A 19,319-nucleotide genomic window follows, 5' to 3' on the forward strand; every position below is an offset into this window, starting at 1 on the left:
AAGGGAGCCGAAAGGAAAACGTAAGGAAAACACGAGGATCAGCCTGGTGCGGACACGTGCCGGCAGACGCGAAGGCCGCTTACATCACCTTTCCGGCACGCCGGATATGCGCTGTCGCGCCCCCCCTCACCCTGAGGGGGCAAGGGAGAGACAGCCGTCGTCATGGCGCGCGGTTTTGGCCTGTTCAGTGGGCTTCTGCTGGCGCCGGTGACTTGCCCGCCAGCGCCTGCTCGCCGGCGGCGCCGGCCGTGCTCAGGGCTTCCTCGCACGCTGTGCCCATGCTGGTATCGGGTGCCTGGGCCGCGAACTCCGGCTCCGGGGCCGGCCCGGGCGCGACCGGCAGGATATGGGCCGCGCGCCAGTTGCCAAAGCGGTAATACGCCACGGCCAGCGTGACCGAGACCACCGAGCCCAGCGGAAAGCTCCACCAGATCGCATCGGCGCCGACGGTGCGCTCGAGCACCCAGGCAAATGGCAGGCGCACCACCCACATCGACAGGAACAGGATCACCAGCGGGGCCATCACCGCGCCGGTGGCGCGCACGGTGCCGAACAGCACGATGGTGAAGCCGAACAGGATGAAGGACCACAGCACGATGGCATTGATATGCTGCGCAATACCGATGGCCGTGCCGTCATCGGGCAGGAACAAGCCTAGCGAGTGACGGTTGAACAGGTAGATCAGGGCAACCAGCGCACCGGTCATCAGCAGGTTGAACAGCAGCCCTACGCGTGTGATGCGCGTCACGCGATCCCACAGCCCGGCGCCCACGTTCTGCGCCACCATCGACGACACGCTGGCGCCAACCGCCAGCGCGGGCATCTGCACGTACGTCCACAACTGCGAGGCCACGCCATAGGCGGCGGTGGTCTGCGAGCCGTAGCGATTGACCAGCGACATCATCACGATCGCCGACGACGAGATCACCACCATCTGCAGCCCCATCGGCAAGCCCTTGGCCACCAGCGCGCGCAGGATCGCGGTATCGGGCCTCAGGTAGGCGAGCTGGTGGCGCCGCAGCGCCAGGAAGTGGTGGCGGCGGTAGAGTACGATCAGCATCGCGGCCAGGCTCGCCAACTGCGCGATCAGCGTGGACAGCGCCGAGCCCGCGATGCCGAGCTCCGGGAACGGGCCGATGCCAAAGATCAGCAGCGGATTGAGCACCACGTCCAGCCCCACCGACAACAGCATGAAATAGAACGGCGTGCGTGAGTCTCCCGCGCCGCGCAGCGTCATCATCACGAAGTTGTAGAAATACATGAAGGGCAGCGCCAGGAAAATGATGCGCAGGTAGCTGATGGCAAGCGCCCTGGCATCGGCCGGCGTGCCCATCGCGGCAAGGATGTCGGGCGTGAAGGCGTAGCCCAGCGCCGCCGCCAGCACCGACAGCAGGATGAAGAATGTGGTGCTGGTGCCGACCACGCGGCGCGCCTCGACCAGGTCGCGCGCGCCCACGGCCTGCCCGATCATGATGGTGTTGGCCATGCTGATGCCGAACACCACGCCAAGCAGGAAGAACAGGATGATGTTGGCATTTGAGGTGGCCGTCAGCGCCGCCTCGCCGAGGAAATGCCCCACCCACACGGAATTGATCGAGGCGTTGAGTGACTGCAGGATATTGCTGCCCAGTACCGGCAGCGAAAACAGCAGCAGCGTGCGGCCGATCGGGCCTGTGGTCAGCTGGGCTTTGGATTTTGTTGGCATGTTCGAGGGAGGTCTCGTGTTCTTATCGTGTTCTTATCGTGTTCTTGTTGCGCCTGGGATCGCCGGGAAACACGGGGCAATGCCATGTACGGCACCCACGTTCGCCACTATGTCACACCTTGCTGACAACCCTTGTCGGTAGTTGTCTGTCAGACAGAAAGCCAATTGTAAGCAGTTGTTTGGATCAGGGCACGGCCTCTGCGCGCGAGCAGTCAAACATTGGCGAAACGCAATGCACAAGTGGCCCTTGGTGTCTCGCAGAGCGGCCATGGGGGTATCCCCCGCCATGGCGTCCAAGCGCCGTTTCCATCCATGAACCGTGAGGTCCAATATGACGACGAACACGCCGATTCGCTTTTTGCAAGCTGCCACCGCCATGGCTGCCGGCCTGCTATGTGCGGCTGCCTTTGCCCAGACGCCCGCCGTTCCTGCCGATAGCGGCAATGCCGCGGTGCCGGCTGGCATGACACAGATCGAGCCACCTAAGGATCCGCTCGTCCAGCGCCGCGATGCCAACAAGCAGGCCTCGGACGAATACAAGGCCAAGAAAAAGGCCGCCAAGACGGAGTACAAGCAGGATGTGAAGTCCGCCAAGCAGCAAAAGAGCGCCGAGAAGAAGGCCAACAACGACACCATGAAGCAGGGCATGTCGGCCGCGCCCGTCGACGCGCAGAAGAACTAAGCGCGTACGACCGCGTTCTTGCCGCCTACCCCTTACCCCTTACGGGCAACCACGAAAAACGCCCCGCCTCCCTCAAGGAGGCGGGGCGTTTTATCGTGATGATCGCTTGAACCGCGGCGCCGTTGGGTGAACCATCGGACGCCATTTCCGGGTCTGTTGCATCTGCGGGTAGAATCGCGCGGTAGGTGCAAATTAGATCACATTATGGGAAGAACCGTGGATAGCAATGGCAACGCATTGACAGGTGCTCAGCTGGAACAGTTACTGGATCGCCTCGATGCCGATCTCGAGGAAGGCAACGCAAGCGAAGCCGCCGATTTGCTGGCCAGATTGCGCGCCAGGCCGCTGCGGGCCGATTCCCTTGAGTCCATCGACCGGCTGCATACGCTATGGATGCGCGCGGGGGATCCGCAGGCTGCCCTGGCGGTGGTCGACGCAGACGGCGCCGGCACGCTGGAAGCCACGCCGCGCGAAGCGCAGGCCGAGCTGCGCATGCACCTGGCGCTCTATCGGCTCCAGATAGCCAACCACGTCAACGAGGAAGAGCGCATCCGGCGTGCCCTCGCTGAGATGCGCGCCATCGTGGCAGGGACGGCGGAGCTGAATGCGGACCGATATCGGCAGCTTCGCGTGTTCGATAGCCTGGAGCTGCGCAAGCTGGACATTGCGCTGGAGACGATTGACCTGCGCCATGCCTTGAACGGGGCCATCGCGGGACGCGCGCCGTTCCGTGCATGGGACCTCGCCGACCATCAGCGGCGGCGCGCCTGGGCGCTGTCGCGCCATGACCGCAACGACGAGGCCAGCGCAGCGGCTGGCGCGGCCATCCTGGCGCTGCAGACGGCCGGCGCGGAACAGGACATCGACGAGAACGACTGGCTGCGCCTGGGCAGCGCCCTGATCGGCATCGCGCCCGAGCGCCTTGCCGACTTCCAGCAGGCCGCGAGGGCCCTGGCAGCGCAATGGTCCTTGCCGCAGCGCCGTGAGCTGGAAGTCCGGCTGTCCCGGCTCGCGGCGCGCGCCTTGCACGCGCAAGGCGATTTGCCCGGCGCGCTAGACGCCTGCTCCGCCGCGCGCCATAGCCTGTCGTCGAACGGCAGCGATGACTTCATCGAATACGAGCTGCCGTGGCTGATGGAAGCCCGGCGCGTTGACGAGGCCGGCCGCCGGGCGTTCCTGCACATCTATCAGGTCGAGGACGAGATGTGGGACGGCGCCGCGCAGCTGGTTCACGCGCGGCTGGCCGATGCGGCCGACGACTCGGCCTGGTGGCCATTGTGCGCCATGCGGGCCTGCAACACGGCAGAGACGCTGGCGGCCTTCCTGTCAAAAGCGCAAGAGGGAGAGCAGGATCCGCGGACCCTCTCCCCGACCCATGAAGCGCTCTTTGGCGCCGTGGGTGAGCAAGTGGATGCGCAGGCCTTGCAGGCGGTGTTCGACGCGGCACGCGCACTGGCCGAGCAGCGTTCGCCGGGCCATCCATGGATCGCCAGACTGGCGGCAGTCAACGACGGCGCGGCGGGCCGCATCGATGCCACTACGCAAGCGGCGCGACTGTATGCGGCGGCGCAGGAAGGCGGCATGCAGGACAATCGCACGGCCTATGCCCTGTTCGAGGCACGGGTGCAATCGCTGGGGGTGATCCAGACGCTGAAGCTGCCGGCCTGCTCGCTGCCAAGCGGGCTGTGGGCGTACAACTTCGGCGTCGCGCTTGGCGATTTGCTCGAGGAACACCTTGACCGCGTCCCCGCCGAGTCGCGCAACGAAACCTACAGCGATTTCATCAAGCTGCAGATTGCCGCCTACGAACAAGGGCAAGCATGCCTGGAGCGCTATTTCGAGAGCGGCGCCGGCCATCCGTACGATGCCTGCGCGCACCTCTACTCCATGCTGTGCAACAACCTGGCCATCATCTACCGGTACGACGAGCGGCGCTACGAGGATGCCGTCGAGCTGCACAGGCGCGGCATCGCCGCCAGCCCGTTTGCCGAACACTACGCAGGCCTGCTGAGCGTGCGGATCGCGATGCAGGATGCCGAGGGGATCATCGGCGCCGCCGAGCAGCTCTGGCACTACGCCGCCGAGTTTGGCTACAGCCGGCATGACCCCAACGAATACCTGAGCGAGGTGTCGCAGGCCCTGTACAAGCTCGATCGCGACCGCGAGATTCCCATCTGGCTGGAGCGCCTGGTGAAATGGGAGCGGGAAGAAGGCCGGGACGGTAGCAACGGTAGCAACCTGTCGAGCAGGGACTTGGGCGTGCGCCTGCAAATGGCCTTCAACCTGGCGCATCACTGCCCGGAAGAAGCCACGGCCCTGTGGAGCCGCATTGCACGTCAGGTCGATGACTGCCCGGAATCCTGGCTGGTCAGCCTGGCGGCCGACACGCTCAGCGGGCTGCAGCGCCACGCCGAGGCCACTGCGCTCTTCGAGCGTGCCATCGCAATCAATCCACGCAGCAACGAATACGAGCTAGCCGATGTCAAGGCGATGGAGGAGAAAGTGGCGCTCTACCGCGCGCAAGCCAACCCCGCCGGCAAGAGCAAGAGCTGGTGGCAAGTCTGGAAATGAGTACCGCCAGGCGGACGACGGGCTACGCGCCGCGCAACGCCCTCAATGCCGGCGCCCTGAAGTCCGGCATCGCCGCGCGCAGCCAGGCGCGCGGCGACGATGCGGCGGTGCGCGCCTGGCTGCTCAACCACTTCTATCGGCATCTCGTCGCCAACTTCGAGCCTGCCGTCAAGATCGATTCGCTCGACGGTGCGCGCCAGGCCCTGAGATCCGAGGCGATGCCGGAGTGGGTTGCGGCGCGCCTTGGCGCGCCGGCCAAGGCGAGCGTCGGTGAAGCCGCGGCGCCACCGGCCCCGGTCGTCTGGGTGGATCCTGTCGAGCCGCGCCTGCTGGCGCTGGAAGTGCGGCTCGTCGAGTTCCTGACCTCGCGCAAGGGCACCGCGCTTGACGGCAAGCTCGACCGCATCACCTGCCCGCAAGCGCTGGCGCTGTGGGATAACGAACATGCTGAAATGGCCACGCGCATCGAGCGCGGCTGGCGCCATAGCCAGCCCGAAGCGCTGCGCACCATGCTGCCGACGTCGCATGGCGTGTTCGTGGAGTTGCTGCCGGACAGCGCGCTGCTGCGCGCGGAAATGGCCTTTGAAAGCTATGTCATGCGGCATTGCCTGGGGCAGTTTTCCGACCGGCGCGCGCTGTCCGGCGGCTACGGCGAGCGCTATGCCGAAGCGGTGGCGCAGCGGCGCCTGCGCCTGCTGAGTTTGCGCGATGCCAGCGGGCAACCGCATATCACCATCAGCGTGCACGTGCTGGCCAATGGCGCGCTCACCGTCGACCAGGTCAAGGGCAAGCAGAACAAGCCGCCCATCGCGCGCTACGTGGAAGATGTGCTGGCCTGCCTGAACGCCCTGGGTACCGGCGAGGAAACCCCGGACGATTGCATCGCCATCGGCGTGGTACGCACGCCAGCCGGCTGGACTCGCATTGAAGACGTGGCCGACGCCACGACGCAGACCCGATTGGTCGCCCGCTACCCACAACTCTTTGCCAGGCTCAGCGCGCCGACGCCAATGGTGGAGTGGCTGGTCGCCGCGCGCCAGCCTGGCTTGCTGGCGGAGCGCTCGCCAATGGCGGCATCGGTCCGGTATGCCACTCGGCAAATGCCGGCCCCGGGTGACGCCGAGGCGGTAGTCGCCACGGAAGGGGTGCCATGGCCGGACATCTCGCCGTCGCACGCGGCGCAGATCCAGGCTTCGCCCTCGCGAGGCATAGCGGAGCGCCAGACCGGATGAATGGGATGAATGGGATCAATATCTTCTACCTGCTCCTCGGGGCCTTTGTGCTATGGCGGGTCTACCGCTTCCTGCGCCCCAAGCGTCCGGCTGTGTTCACCCGGCGCAAGCAATGGGCATTGACGTTGGCGCAGCCCATGGTCGATGCCAGCAGCATGACGGGCTTTTTCAACCCCGCCTCGGACCACATGACCGACGCCGCGCGCGCGTTGTTCCGCGTGCAGTTGCTGCATCAGATGGAGTTCCGCGCCAATGCCACGGATGACGAAGTGCGCCAGCACCTCGCCCATGTGTTCGAATCACGGTGGTTTCGCGCCGACCTGCATGCGCTGCTGCCGACCGACGATCCGCGCGCCGCGCTGGCCTTTGCCTGCGTCCGGATGGCCTTTTTTGCGCGCAACGTCATGTTGATGGGCTGGGTCGAGCCGATGGCCGCGTGGCGCGTGCTCCTGCTCAACGCGCAGCGCGCGCAGGACTGCTTTGCCAGCTGGGAAGATTTCGGCCACGCCTTTATCGCCGGGCGCCAGCAATGGCTTGCCGCATTCCGCGCCGACCCTCTGGGCAAGTCCTTCGATGCAGCCAGCTTGCGCCAGCTGCTGGCGCCGCCCAAGGGCGCCTGGGCGGCGCTCGCATGGCCGGACCTGCCGGCGTTCAGCCCCGAGCCGCGCTGAGTCAGCGCCCGGACGCCGCCCGGTAGGCGGCGATGCGCGCCTTGAGTCCCGGCCGGGCGGCGGAACGCACCAGCTCGGCCAGCTGCGCCGCGCGTGCCGCTTCGGCCATGGCGTGGCCGCCCTGCGTGGCGGCCTGGATAGCGGCATGGGTTGGCGCATCCAGCCGGCGTGCACGCTGCGCCAATGCGGCAAGCGCGCCGGCGCGCGCCTGCGGCGCCACCAGATCGCCGGCCATGTCGCAGGCCAGCGCTTCCTCGGCCCGGACCGCCCGTCCGCTCGCGATCCAGTCCCGCGCCGTCGCCACACCCACCAGCTGCGCCAGCCGGGCGCTGCCCAGCACCAGGCCGAAGGCCGCGCCGGGGAAAGCCAGCGTGCTGCCCGGCGCGATCCAATGCTGCTCGCAGGCCACCATCAGGTCGGCGCCCGCACCCATGGCGCGGCCCTGGACCAGCGCTACGGTGGTGAAGGGCGCGCCGTGCACGCTTTGCAGCAGCAGCTCGACGCGCACGAAACGCGCCAGCAGCGAATCGTCGCTCTCGCCATCGAGCTCACCCAGGTCGAACCCCGTGCAGAAATGCGTGCCGGCGCCGTCAATGGCGAGCAGGCGGGTGCCATCGTGGTAGCACGCCAGCACCGCCGCCGCGAGCGCCTCCACCAGCCCGGCCGACAGCGCATTGCCGCGCTCGGGCCGGTTCAGCGTCAATCGGGTGACGTCACCTTGCTTGTCAATCAGCAGACCGGCTTGTTCCACGTTCACCCCTGCGCCGGTGGTGCCACCGGCGCCCACAGGTTGGGCACCAGCGCATTGGAGTAGCCGGATACAAACGGCTTGGTGGCGCCGCTGGCAGCGTCATACACGTGGCGCTGTATGCGGCCGATGTTGCCGCCATAGAGATGCACGCTGATCGACACCCGGTCGTCATGCGCATTGCGCACGCGGTGCACATCGCCCAGCGTGGGCGAGACCGCGGCCACCTGGCCGGCGCTCAGCACCACGCCATCGCCGTCCTCCACCAGCCGGCCGCCTTCCACGCGGTAGTGCTGGTCCACCTCGGCGCCGCGCAGCATGCCGATCAGGCCCCACACCGTGTGGTCGTGCACGGGCGTTTGCTGGCCCGGCCCCCAGACGAAGCTGACCAGCGAAAAACGATCGAGCGGATCACCATAGAGCAAATGCTGCTGGTAGTAGACAGGATGCGGGCGCGCCATGGCCTCAGGCAGCCAGTCGTCGTGCGCCACCAGTTCGCTCAGCGCGGCGCTGGCTTGCGCGAGGATGTCCGGCTCGCTGCTGCCCTCACGTTCCGCCTGCGTGACCACGCGGCTGATGGTGGCAACGAACGCGCGCAGCCGATCGATGTTGCCGGTGTTGCTGGTGTTGCCAGTGTTGCCGCTCATGATGATTCCTCTATCTGCCTTTGACTTTACGTAGGGTCTTGTTCCGTGGCTGCCCTGCCCGCCTGGTAGCGGGCGCGCACGGCGGCGTTGTGCTCGCCCAGCGCCGGCGGGTCGCGGCGGATCGGCAAGCCCAGCCCGTCGAAACGCAGCGGCGAGGCGAAGGTGCGGGTCTGGTGGCCGCCAGGCAGCGTCAGCGGGCGCACCCAATCCATATGCGCCACCTGCGGATCGTCCAGCGCGGCGGCATAGTCGTTGATACGCGCATGCGGCACGCCAGCGGCATTGAAGGCGGCAATCCAGTGCGCCACGCCAGCGGTGGCAAAGCGCTCTTCGAGCAGGATCTTCAGTGCGGCCTGGTTGGCCGCGCGGTCGCGCGTGGTGGCAAAGCGCGCGTCCTGCGCCAGCGCGGGCAGAGCCACCACGCGCACCACTTCGAGCCAGAGCTTCTGGTTGCCCGCGGCGATGGCAAAGTAGCCATCGGCGGCCTGGAATGCCTGGTAGGGCGCATTGCGCGGATGCGCGGAGCCCAGCTTGGCCGGGCTCCGGCCGGTGCCGAAGTACTCGCTGGTCTGCAGTGCGGCGATGCCGAGCGTGCAGCCGTACATCGGCACATCGATATGCGCGCCCGCGCCGCCGGCCCGCACACGCGTGAGCGCGCTGGCAATGGCAAAGGCGCCGTACAGGCCCGAAGCAAAGTCGGCCAGCGGCACGCCGCACTTCACCGGCGCGCCATCGGGCTCGCCGGTCACGCTCATCACGCCGGCGGCAGCCTGGATGGTCAGGTCGAACCCGCCCTCGCCCGCGCGCGGGCCGCTCTGGCCGTAGGCGGACACAGAGCAATACACCAGCCCCGGCTTTTGCTCGCGAAAGCTGGCGTAGCCCAGCCCGAGCCGGTCCATCACCCCCGGGCGGTTGTTCTCGATCACCACGTCGGCATCCAGGATCAGCGCACGCGCCAGCGCCACGTCGGCGGCATCCTTCAGGTTGAGCGCCACCGACTCCTTGTTGCGGTTGAGCGAAGCGAAATTCTCGGAGAAGCCATCGGACAGCGGCGGCCACTGCCGCAAGGTGTCGCCCTCGGGCGCTTCCACCTTGATCACCTCGGCGCCCATATCGGCCAGCAACATGCCGCAAAAGGGCCCGGCGGCAACGGTACAGAATTCCACAACCCGCACGCCTTGCAGCGGCAGGTCCTGTTGGTCGAGATCACGCATGGGAAGCATCCACAGGGAAGGAGAGAGAGGCGGCGCAGTGCATCAGCCGTCCTCATCGGCAGGCTGCCGGCCGCGTTGCGACGATTATAGGGAGTTGCAAAATACGATACTATCGTTCCACATTTGAGAACAGCGCGCGCCATCCGCATAGGATGCCCGCATGGAGCATAAGCATCGATGAACAACACCTTGATCAAGGGCCTCGGCGTGATCGAGTTGCTGGCGCACAGCGACCGGCCGCTGGGCCTCACCGAGATCGCCACCCACCTGGGCCTGGCCAAGAGCAATGTGCATCGGCTGCTGCAAGCGCTGACCGAGCTCAACTATGTGATCCGCGACGCCTCCGGCACCGGCACCGGCTACAGCGCGTCGATCAAGCTCTGGGAGCTGGGCTCGGCGGTGCTCTCGCGGCTGGACCTGCGCCGCCATGCCCAGGCGTGGATGGACAAGCTGATGCACGCCAGCGGCGAGAGCGTGCACCTGTCCGTGCTGGACCGCGCCGAGGTGGTCTACGTGCACAAGATCGACAGCCCCAACCCCGTGCGCGCCTATACCCAGATCGGCGGGCGGGCGCTGGCGCACTGCGTGGCCACCGGCAAGGCGATACTGGCCTTCCAGCCGGACACCGCGTTGCAGCGCATGTTCGCCACGCTGGCGCCGTCCACCCCCAACAGCATCGTCGAGCCCGAGCGTTTCCTGCGGGAGATGGCCAAGGTGCGCAAAGAGGGCTATGCGGTCAACCGCGGCGAGTGGCGCGAGACCGTCTACGGCGTGGCCGCGCCCATCTGCGACGGCAACGGGCACGTCATCGCCGCCATCGGGCTGTCGGGGCCGGCTGAGCGGTTCAAGCCGCACAAGATCAAGGGCTTTGCCGCGCTGGTGCTGAACGCGGCCACGGAGATCTCCGATGACCTGGGCGGCGGCAACCGGCACAATGCCCTGGCGCTGGCCACCCGCAGCATGGTGGCGATGCGGCGCGGCTGAGCCCGGGGCATCAGCCATGCTTCCCGAACCCGCGAGAGGGCGCGAATGGTGGCCTTTGCCGCACCTGGCCCCGCCCCCCTCGGCAACGCCGGCGCCTGCCGGTGCACAAAACCGGCCGACGGGTTAAGCTTGCGGTTTGGCCGCCGCGCCCAGGCGCGGCATCCCCCACCGCGGCGGCACCGGCTGCGCTTGTCGCACGCAACCTTCTTCAGGAGAAAGGCATGTACCAGGATCTCGCCCTCTACATCGACGGGGAATTCGTCAAGGGAGGGGACCGACGCGAGCAAGACGTCATCAACCCCGCCACCCAGGAACTGCTGGGCAAGCTGCCGCATGCCAACCGCGGCGATCTGGACCGCGCCCTGGCCGCCGCGCAGCGCGCCTTTGAAAGCTGGAAGAAGACCTCGCCGCTGGAGCGCTCCAAGATCCTGCGCCGCGTGGCGGAACTGACCCGCGAGCGCGCCAAGGACATCGGCCGCAACATCACGCTGGACCAGGGCAAGCCGCTGGCCGAAGCCATCGGCGAAGTCATGATCTGCGCCGAGCATGCCGAATGGCACGCCGAGGAATGCCGGCGCATCTACGGCCGCGTGATCCCGCCGCGCCAGCCCAACGTGCGCCAGATCGTGGTGCGCGAGCCGATCGGCGTGTGCGCTGCCTTTACGCCGTGGAACTTCCCCTTCAACCAGGCGATCCGCAAGATGGTCTCGGCCATCGGCGCCGGCTGCACGCTGATCCTCAAGGGACCGGAAGACTCGCCCAGCGCGGTGGTCGCGCTGGCCCAGCTGTTCCACGATGCAGGCCTGCCCCCGGGCGTGCTGAACATCGTCTGGGGCGTGCCGGGCGAAATCTCCACCTACCTGATCGAGTCGCCGATCGTGCGCAAGATCTCCTTCACCGGTTCGGTGCCGGTGGGCAAGCAGCTGGCCGCGCTGGCCGGCGCCCACATGAAGCGCGTGACCATGGAGCTAGGCGGGCACTCGCCGGTGCTGGTGTTTGACGACGCCGACATCGAGCCGGCAGCGGAAATGCTGGCGCGCTTCAAGCTGCGCAACGCCGGCCAGGTGTGCGTGTCGCCCACGCGCTTCTACGTGCAGGAAAAAGCCTACGACAAGTTCCTGGCGCGCTTTACCGAGGTGATCGGCTCGATCAAGGTTGGCGACGGCCTGGACGACGGCACGCAGATGGGGCCGCTTGCGCACGAGCGCCGCATCGCCTCGATGGAGCAGTTCCTGGACGACGCCAATCACCGCGGCGGCAAGGTGGTGGCGGGCGGCAAGCGCATCGGCGACAAGGGCTTCTTCTTTGCCCCGACCGTGGTCACCGACCTGCCCGACGACGCCAAGCTGATGGTCGACGAGCCCTTCGGCCCGGTGGCGCCGGTGACGCGCTTCAAGGATGTGGAAGAAGTGCTGCGCCGCGCCAACAGCCTGCCGTTCGGCCTGGCCTCGTACGTCTTCACCAACTCGCTGAAGACCGCGACGGTGGTGTCCAACGGCCTGGAAGCCGGCATGGTCAACATCAACCACTTCGGCATGGCGCTGGCCGAGACGCCGTTTGGCGGCATCAAGGATTCCGGCATCGGCAGCGAAGGCGGCCAGGAAACCTTCGATGGCTACCTGGTGACCAAGTTCATCACGCAGGTCTGACGTACCGTGCTGGCCGGGCAACCGGCCAGCCAGGAAAAGATGGTTGGCGACGGCTGGCGAGCGCGCAAACCAGGCCTCAAACCAGGCTTATTTCCCCCGGGCCTTGTGGTAGTCCTCGGCAAAATCCTTCCACTGCGCCTGCGCCATCTCGCAGCCATGCCGCGCCAGCCGCAGCACCGGCGCGCGCCAGCGCGAACCGGCGGCGAATTCCTGCAACGCCTCGATCCGATCGGCGGCTTCATGGCCGCAGCCGCGCAGGTGCGCCCAGGCCGCCGAGCGCGCCATCGTGAGAAGCACTTCGCTCAGGCTGGCGCGATCGGTGTGAGGCCCAAGGTTCACGCGGTCGGCCGTGGGCTGCAGGCTCTTGACGATGTAGGACGGCGCTGCTGACCCGGCACCCATCGCAACCGCCGAGAGCAGCGCAGGCGAAGCCGCCTGCATGGCATGCTGGATATGCACCACGCGCGCTGCGTCGCTGCCCCATGCGGGTTGCGCGCCATACGGCAAGCCCTGCCACGCGCTGGGCGCGGCGCGCTTGATGTCGATCAGCCGCTGGGCGGTGGGCGTGCCGGGCGCATGCGCGAGCACCACATAGCGCTCCAGCCCCAGGCTGCCCACGCCCGCCACCCGCCGCGCGGCGTCGTCGGCCGCGAACTGGCCGTGATGGGCCTGCCGCGCGAACTCGCGCAGGATGGCCCCAGCGCGCTTGCGCTCGCCTTTGAGCGGAGCCAGCGCATGGCTGTTGTCGATCAGCAGGCGCCGTTTCCCGCCGCGCCGCACGGTGCGCGCCGCCAGGAGCTCGCCGCGGCGGCGGCGTTTGACGCGGCGCAGCAGCGTCGCCACCAGCCCGGTGGCGGTGGCGCGCTCCACCCAGCGCGGCTTGCCGCCGGCCAGCACCGCCGCGTAGGTCTCAAGCATGCGCTCGGCGCCCGCGCGCGCGTCGGCGTCCGACAGGCCGAGCTGCGGCGCCGCGATCATCAGGCTGGACAGCAGGCGCACAAGGTCCACCGTCAGCGGCGCGGCCATCGCGTCGTCGAAGTCGTTCAGATCAAAATAAACCAGGCCGTTGTCGCCCTTGAAGCTGCCCAGGTTCTCCAGATGGAGATCGCCGCAGACATAGGTGGTGGGGGCTTCCACCAGGGCGGCCTCGGTGCCCACCGAGGCCGCGTAGAGGTGGTTGGTGCCACGCAGGAAGGCGAACGGATCGGCGGCGATGGCGGCGAGCTTGCGGGTCAGCCGCTCGGGATCGCGGCCATGGTTATAGATCAGGATGGCTTCCGTAGCTGGGTGCATGGTTTCGTCGTAGTGGCGGGCAACCGGGCAAGTGTACCCGGATGGCGCGCACGGAACGTGCGCCGCACGCTCAGCGGAAGAAGACGCCGCGCAAGAGGAACGTGTAGTCCGCCTCGGCCGCCATCAGGCCCACCAGCACCAGCAGGCACAGCGGCGGCAGCAGGATGGCGCAGATCAGTGCCAGCCGCTCCCAGGCCATGTGCATGAACACGGCCACGATCAATCCGGCCTTCATCACCATGAAAAGCAGGATCAGGGTCCAGCGCAGATAGCCCTCGAAATGGAAGTAGTCCACCAGGTACGACAGCGTGGACAGCACGAACAACAGTGCCCAGATCTTCAGGTATAGGCCGATGGGATGCTGCTGCCCATGTTGCTGGCCAAGCGGTTGCCCGTGCGGCGAATCGCCGTGCGAGCCGGTAACGGCGGGGGCCTGCGCGGGCAATTCGGGAGATGGGGACGACGCAGCCATGAGGGGCCTCACCAAAGATAGAACAGCGCGAAGATAAAGACCCACACCAGGTCCACGAAGTGCCAGTAGAGCCCGGCAATCTCCACGATCTGGTAGTTGCCCGTGCGCTCGTAGCGGCCCCGCAGCACCTTGGTGGCGACGATCAGCAGGTAGATCACGCCGCAGCTCACATGCAGGCCATGGAAGCCGGTGATCATGAAGAAGGCCGAGCCGAACTGCGGCGCACCCATCGGGTTGCCCCACGGGCGCACGCCCTCTGTCACGATCAGCTTGGTCCACTCAAAAGCCTGCATGCTGACGAAGGCCACGCCGAACAGCGCCGTGGCAAACATGAGCAACGCGCATTTCACGCGATCGCGCCGGTAGGCAAAGTTGACGGCCATCGCCATCGTCCCGCTGCTGCTGATCAGCACGAAGGTCATGATGGCGATCAGCAGCAGCGGCACCTCGGTGCCGCCCACCTTGAGCCCGAACACGATGCTGGGGTTCGGCCAGGGCGCCGTGCTGGCGATCCTGACCGTCATGTACCCGGTCAGGAAACAGCTGAAGATGAAGGTATCGGACAGCAGGAAGATCCACATCATCGCCTTGCCCCACGACACCTTGAAGGCCCGCTGGTCCGAGGACCAGTCGGCCACCAGCCCGCGCAAGCCGGTCACCGCCGGTGCGGATGAAGTGGGTAGCGAAGACATGGGCGCGTCTCCTTCGAGAATCGGCCGGGCCGCCTAGCCGCGGCCGCAGATAAAGCGAACGAACTCCGGCGTGAGCCAGCCGAGCGCGGCCAGCAGCACCAGCCACACTGCCAGCAGGAAATGCCAGTAGCGCGCGCACAGGCGAATGCGCAGCGCGCTGCCCGGCCCGGCGCGCATGGCCATCATCCAGCCAGCCAGGCCGCCCAGCACATGCAGGCCATGCATCGCGGTCAGCAGGTAGAAGAAGCTCCCGGACGGGTTGTTGGCAGGCACCACGTGGATGGCGAGCAGGGCCTGCCATGCCCACAACTGCGAAGCCACGAACGCCGCCGCGGCCAGCCCGCCGAGGCACAGCGCGCGGTGCGCCACCGAGACGCGTCCGGCGCGGGCCGCGCGCGCGGCCACCAGCATCACCCCGCTACCCGCCGCCAGCAAGGCCGTGGACAGCCAGACCTGCCACGGCAACGCCACGGCGTGCCAGTCCGGCGAATCCATGCGCATGGCGTACGCGGCGATAAACAAACCAAACAGCGAACTGACCACGCCCATGAACACCCACAGCCCGATGCTGGCCGGCGCGGGCCCCGCGCGCTGCCTGCCCACATCGCCGGGGCCCGGGCCCGGGCGCCGCTCGCCGTCGGCACCGGTGCGATAGACCAGGTTCGCGTTCATGCCACGGCTCCATGGCTGGTGTGCGGCTCGGGCTCGGCGCCCCCGGCCTCGGGCGGCGCGTTCTGCGCAATGAAATCCTCGCTCGCACCCGGCACGCTATAGGCATAGGCCCAGCGATGCACCACCGGCTGCTGCGCGCCCCAGTTGCCGTGCACGGGCGGCGTGTCCGGCGTCTGCCACTCCAGCGAGGCCGCGCGCCAGGGATTGGACCCCGCCGGCCTGCCGTGCCTGACGCTCCAGGCGAGGTTGAAGACGAACAGCAACTGCGCCGCCGCCACGATAAACGCCGCCACGGAGATATAGGCGTTCATGGTGTGGGCCGACTCGGGAATGAAGGCGTAGTTGTCGTAGGCGTAGTAGCGCCGCGGCATGCCAAGGATGCCCAGGTAGTGCATCGGGAAGAAGATGGCATAGGTGCCGACGAACGTCACCCAGAAATGGATGTGCCCCAGCTTGTCGTTGAGCATGCGGCCGGTGACCTTGGGGTACCAGTGATAGATCCCGCCAAACACCACCAGGATCGGCGAAACGCCCATCACCATATGGAAGTGCGCGACCACGAAATACGTGTTCGACAGCGGAATGTCCACGCTGACATTGCCCAGGAACAGCCCGGTCAGCCCGCCGATCACGAAGGTGCTGATAAAGGCGATGGCAAACAGCATCGGCACCGAGAAATGAATGTCGCCCCGCCATAGCGTGATGACCCAGTTATAGACCTTGATGGCGGTGGGAATGGCGATGATCAGCGTGGTGGTGGCAAAGAAGAAGCCGAAGTACGGGTTCATCCCGCTCACGAACATATGGTGCGCCCACACCACCACCGACAGCACGCCGATGGCCAGGATGGCCCACACCATGGTGCGATAGCCGAAGATGCTCTTGCGCGAATGCACGCTGACCAGGTCGGAGACGATGCCGAACGCCGGCAATGCGACGATGTACACCTCCGGATGGCCGAAGAACCAGAACAGGTGCTGGAACAGCAGCGGGCTGCCGCCCTTGTAGTTCAGCTGCTGGCCCAGCGAAACGATCGCCGGCATGAAGAAGCTGGTGCCCAGCGTGCGGTCCAGCAGCATCATCACGCCCGACACGAACAGCGCCGGAAAGGCCAGCAACGCCAGGATGGTGGCCATGAAGATGCCCCACACGGACAGCGGCATGCGCATCAGCGTCATGCCCTCGGTGCGGGCCTGCAGCACGGTGGTGACGTAGTTGAGCCCGCCCATGGTGGCGGCCACGATGAAGATCACCAGCGACACCAGCATCAGGATGATGCCCCACTCATAGCCGGGCGTGCCCGGCAGGATGGCCTGCGGCGGATACAGCGTCCAGCCGGCGCCGGTGGGACCGCCCGGCACGAAGAAGCTCGACAGCAGCACCAGCACCGAGAGGAAGTAGACCCAGAAGCTCAACATGTTGAGGTACGGGAACACCATGTCGCGCGCCCCCACCATCAGCGGGATCAGGAAATTGCCGAAGCCGCCGAGAAAGAGCGCCGTGAGCAGGTAGATCACCATGATCATCCCGTGCATGGTCACGAACTGGTAGTAGCGGTTGGCATTGATGAACGTGAAGTGCCCGGGAAAACCCAGCTGCAGGCGCATCAGGTTGGAAAGCACCACGCCCACCAGCCCCACGAAGATGGCAACCAGCGTGTACTGCACCGCGATCACCTTGTGATCCTGGCTCCAGATATAGCGGGTAAAGAAGCTCTGCGGTCCGTCGTGGGCGGCCTCGTCGGCGTATGCCATAGCACTCCCTCCTGTAGCCTTCTTTGCAACCTGCCTGCGATCTACCTGGCCGCGGCGCGGGACGCAGCGCCCGCCTGCGTTGCCGCGCCGGGCGCGCCGTTGGCGCGGATGTAGGCAATCAGCGCGCTCACCTCTTCGTCGCTCAGGGCCATCTTTGGCATGAGCGGGCCGAAGCCCTTGACCAGGCGCGCCTGCGGATCGGTGATCTCCGTCTTCAGGTAAGCGTCGTCGACCTTCGCGCTGCTGCCATCGGCAAAGGTCCCGGTACTGCCATACAAGCCCTTCCAGCTTGGCCCCACGCCAACGGTGCCGTCCATGCTGTGGCAACCCACGCAGCCCTTGCTCTGCGCCAGCGCGCGGCCCTGCCCGACGAGCGTATCGGCCGCCGGCGCGCCGGCAGGCGCTGCCCCTGTCACCACAGCGGGCGTCTTCGCCATGGTCAGCGCGAACGTCGGCTGGCGCGAGAGCCATGCCTGGAACGCCGCCTCGTCCTCCACCACCACATGGCCGCGCATGTTGTAGTGGCCGACCCCGCACAGTTGCGCGCACAGGATCTCGTACGTGCCCGCCTTGGTCGGCGTGAACCAGAACGACGTGACGGTGCCTGGCACCATGTTCATGCGAGCGCGAAACGGCGGCACGTAGAAGTCGTGGAGCACGTCCTTGGAGCGCAGCAGCACCTTGACCGGGCGATTCAGCGGCAGATGGACCTCCTGGCCGGCGACGATGATGTCGTCCTGCCCGCGCGGGTCGTCCGGGTTCACGCCCAGCGGATTGGCGGGCGTGACAAAGCGCGGGTCCGAGGTGCCGAGCTGGCCGCCCCGGCCGGGAAAGCGAAAGCCCCACTGCCACTGCTGGCCCACCACCTCCAGGACCATGGCGTCGCCGGGTGGGCGCACGTACTCGGCATAGACGAACAGGCCCGGCGCCAGCAGCGCGATCACCCCAAGCGTGGTGCCCGCTGTCAGCCACAGCTCCAGCCTGGGGTTTTCCGGCTGATAGGCCGCGCGCGCGCCGTCGCGATGGCGGTAGCGCCAGACGATGTAGGCGACGAACAGGTTGATGATGACGAAGAAGATGCCGGTGATGACCAGCGTGATGGTCAGCGTGTCGTCCATCTGCTTCCAGTTGGAGGCAAGCGGCGTCGCCCACCACGGGCTCAAGAAATGGAAGAGCACCGAAGCAACGACGATGATCACGATTGCAATGGCTATCGCCATACCGACCCTCCCCGCTTGCGCACAGAAGGATGCGAACTACACGCAAGCTGAGATAAGACTAGTGCATCTGGTCCGCCACCGGCAAGGCGGCCTTGACAGCGCTTTGGGTGCGATGCCACACAAGATGGCCCGGCCATGCGCCACCAGCGGCAAAACAAAAAGCGGCGGAGAAAGCCGAAGCTTTCATCCGCCGCCGCCAGCCCGCACGGCCCGTGTAGTGGCAATGCGCGGGTCTAAACCGCTAAACCGCTAAATCGCTAAACAGCACGTAGACGCAGGGCAATGGAAACAGGGATGCGCCGCGGCACGCGCCGATGGATTTGCTGATGGATTGGCTGGCATTTCCTCCGGTTTGCGTGCTCAGTGAGATACATCCTTGTTTTCAAGCTTCCAGTAGGCAATGGCTGCGGTCATGCCGAAGATCATGTGGCCAACCAGCGTATGCCAGCCACGCGCATCGGCGAACCAGGTGAAAAAGCGCGTCATGCCGTAGAAGTTGAGCAGGTACACGGCAATGCCGAATACCGCGCCGGTAAGCAACGCCAGGCCCGTGCTCGAATCCAGGTGAAATGGCGCGATGATGGCCCCCAGGATCATGCCCAGCACCGCGCCGAGCACAAAGTGGATCATCAGCGCCGCGGCCACGGTACCCACGCTGAACAACGAAGTCTGGAGCACGTCCTGCCCCATCAGGATCGCCGCGATCATCCGCGTCGTGCCCCACGGGTTGATGCCCGCCACCATCGTCGACCAGAACAGCTCGATCACCATCAGCAGCGCCCCGGCCGCCAGCCCCGACACCGCTGCCGCGGTCCAGTCTGGCATGCGGCGCACGTAGTGGTGCGATTGCATGTGAAGTTCCATAGCCACCTCCGGATATGCTGTTTCACCGCCGCCTTTTGCTGCGGTTGCTCTGCTGTTGCACTGCGGTTGCGCTTCTCATACGCAAGTTGCGACGCGATTGCTGATCGGGCCTGCGTATCTGCACAGCATAGGACACGCCGGCCTGATCGTTTGACCGCACACGCGCAAATAAGTGCTGGAGGTGGGCCGGCGCCACGTTGGCGCCGCAACGTGCCACGCGCGAGTGACAGGATCAGTACTTGGCGGGCA

The 19,319-nt window shown here is 66.6% G+C and carries 17 protein-coding genes; 6 read left to right on the forward strand and 11 right to left on the reverse strand.

Going from position 1 to position 19,319, the window contains the following annotated elements; all coding sequences use genetic code 11:
• Positions 1–184: 184 nt before the first annotated feature.
• Positions 185–1,705: an MATE family efflux transporter gene (locus RR42_RS34880; protein ID WP_043356725.1), complete on the reverse strand. Its 1,521-nt coding sequence runs from the start codon at positions 1,703–1,705 to the stop codon at positions 185–187.
• Between the two features lie 331 nt (positions 1,706–2,036).
• Here RR42_RS34880 and RR42_RS34885 point away from each other — a divergent pair, with 331 nt between their 5' ends.
• From RR42_RS34885 to RR42_RS34900, 4 genes are all read left to right on the forward strand, one after another.
• Positions 2,037–2,387, forward strand: a complete 351-nt coding sequence (locus RR42_RS34885; RefSeq protein ID WP_043356728.1) for a hypothetical protein — start codon at positions 2,037–2,039, stop codon at positions 2,385–2,387.
• 237 nt (positions 2,388–2,624) lie between these two features.
• Positions 2,625–4,958 carry a hypothetical protein gene (locus RR42_RS34890; protein WP_201777376.1) on the forward strand — a complete coding sequence of 778 codons (2,334 nt, stop codon included), beginning with the start codon at positions 2,625–2,627 and terminating at the stop codon, positions 4,956–4,958.
• Positions 4,955–6,190 carry a hypothetical protein gene (locus RR42_RS34895; protein ID WP_201777377.1) on the forward strand — a complete coding sequence of 412 codons (1,236 nt, stop codon included), beginning with the start codon at positions 4,955–4,957 and terminating at the stop codon, positions 6,188–6,190. Before RR42_RS34890 ends, RR42_RS34895 begins: the two co-directional genes overlap by 4 nt.
• Positions 6,191–6,195: 5 nt before the next feature.
• Positions 6,196–6,861 carry a DUF1266 domain-containing protein gene (locus RR42_RS34900; protein ID WP_043356731.1) on the forward strand — a complete coding sequence of 222 codons (666 nt, stop codon included), beginning with the start codon at positions 6,196–6,198 and terminating at the stop codon, positions 6,859–6,861.
• 1 nt (position 6,862) lies between these two features.
• On the opposite strand, the gene RR42_RS34905 is transcribed toward RR42_RS34900, so the two are convergent.
• From RR42_RS34905 to RR42_RS34915, 3 genes are read right to left on the reverse strand one after another with little or no spacing between them, the layout of a single operon-like run.
• A complete protein-coding gene (locus RR42_RS34905) occupies positions 6,863–7,612 on the reverse strand; it encodes an enoyl-CoA hydratase/isomerase family protein (protein ID WP_236702119.1) in 750 nt (249 codons plus the stop codon).
• Positions 7,613–7,614: 2 nt separating this feature from the next.
• The gene (locus RR42_RS34910) at positions 7,615–8,256 is read right to left on the reverse strand and encodes a cysteine dioxygenase (protein ID WP_052495182.1); all 642 of its coding nucleotides are present in this window, start codon (positions 8,254–8,256) and stop codon (positions 7,615–7,617) included.
• A gap of 26 nt (positions 8,257–8,282) precedes the next feature.
• Positions 8,283–9,470: a CaiB/BaiF CoA transferase family protein gene (locus RR42_RS34915; protein ID WP_043356733.1), complete on the reverse strand. Its 1,188-nt coding sequence runs from the start codon at positions 9,468–9,470 to the stop codon at positions 8,283–8,285.
• Between the two features lie 177 nt (positions 9,471–9,647).
• Between RR42_RS34915 and RR42_RS34920 the strand changes: the two genes are divergently transcribed.
• Together RR42_RS34920 and RR42_RS34925 are read left to right on the forward strand one after the other, a co-directional pair.
• Complete coding sequence (locus RR42_RS34920) at positions 9,648–10,454, forward strand: IclR family transcriptional regulator (RefSeq protein WP_043356735.1); 807 nt, start codon at positions 9,648–9,650, stop codon at positions 10,452–10,454.
• 221 nt (positions 10,455–10,675) lie between these two features.
• The gene (locus tag RR42_RS34925) at positions 10,676–12,103 is read left to right on the forward strand and encodes an NAD-dependent succinate-semialdehyde dehydrogenase (protein ID WP_043356737.1); all 1,428 of its coding nucleotides are present in this window, start codon (positions 10,676–10,678) and stop codon (positions 12,101–12,103) included.
• Positions 12,104–12,190: 87 nt separating this feature from the next.
• Here the strand turns inward: RR42_RS34925 and RR42_RS34930 are convergent, their stop codons facing one another.
• The 7 genes from RR42_RS34930 to RR42_RS34960 all read right to left on the reverse strand — a co-directional run bounded on the left by RR42_RS34930 (position 12,191) and on the right by RR42_RS34960 (position 19,070).
• Positions 12,191–13,396: a DUF2252 family protein gene (locus RR42_RS34930; protein WP_043356739.1), complete on the reverse strand. Its 1,206-nt coding sequence runs from the start codon at positions 13,394–13,396 to the stop codon at positions 12,191–12,193.
• A gap of 70 nt (positions 13,397–13,466) precedes the next feature.
• Positions 13,467–13,868, reverse strand: a complete 402-nt coding sequence (locus RR42_RS34935) for a cytochrome C oxidase subunit IV family protein (protein ID WP_082055217.1) — start codon at positions 13,866–13,868, stop codon at positions 13,467–13,469.
• A gap of 8 nt (positions 13,869–13,876) precedes the next feature.
• Positions 13,877–14,560 carry a heme-copper oxidase subunit III family protein gene (locus tag RR42_RS34940; protein WP_043356740.1) on the reverse strand — a complete coding sequence of 228 codons (684 nt, stop codon included), beginning with the start codon at positions 14,558–14,560 and terminating at the stop codon, positions 13,877–13,879.
• Between the two features lie 33 nt (positions 14,561–14,593).
• Entirely contained in the window at positions 14,594–15,232 is a 639-nt protein-coding gene (locus RR42_RS34945; RefSeq protein WP_043356741.1) for a bb3-type cytochrome oxidase subunit III, read from the reverse strand.
• Positions 15,229–16,986, reverse strand: a complete 1,758-nt coding sequence (gene ctaD / locus RR42_RS34950; RefSeq protein ID WP_043356742.1) for a cytochrome c oxidase subunit I — start codon at positions 16,984–16,986, stop codon at positions 15,229–15,231. The genes RR42_RS34945 and ctaD overlap by 4 nt, the downstream gene beginning before the upstream one ends.
• 41 nt (positions 16,987–17,027) lie before the next feature.
• A complete protein-coding gene (locus RR42_RS34955; RefSeq protein ID WP_043356743.1) occupies positions 17,028–18,206 on the reverse strand; it encodes a cytochrome c oxidase subunit II in 1,179 nt (392 codons plus the stop codon).
• Between the two features lie 360 nt (positions 18,207–18,566).
• The gene (locus RR42_RS34960) at positions 18,567–19,070 is read right to left on the reverse strand and encodes a membrane protein (RefSeq protein WP_043356744.1); all 504 of its coding nucleotides are present in this window, start codon (positions 19,068–19,070) and stop codon (positions 18,567–18,569) included.
• Between the last annotated feature and the right edge of the window lie 249 nt (positions 19,071–19,319).

Origin of the sequence: Cupriavidus basilensis (genome assembly GCF_000832305.1) — a bacterium.
Taxonomy (GTDB): Bacteria; Pseudomonadota; Gammaproteobacteria; order Burkholderiales; family Burkholderiaceae; genus Cupriavidus; species Cupriavidus basilensis_F.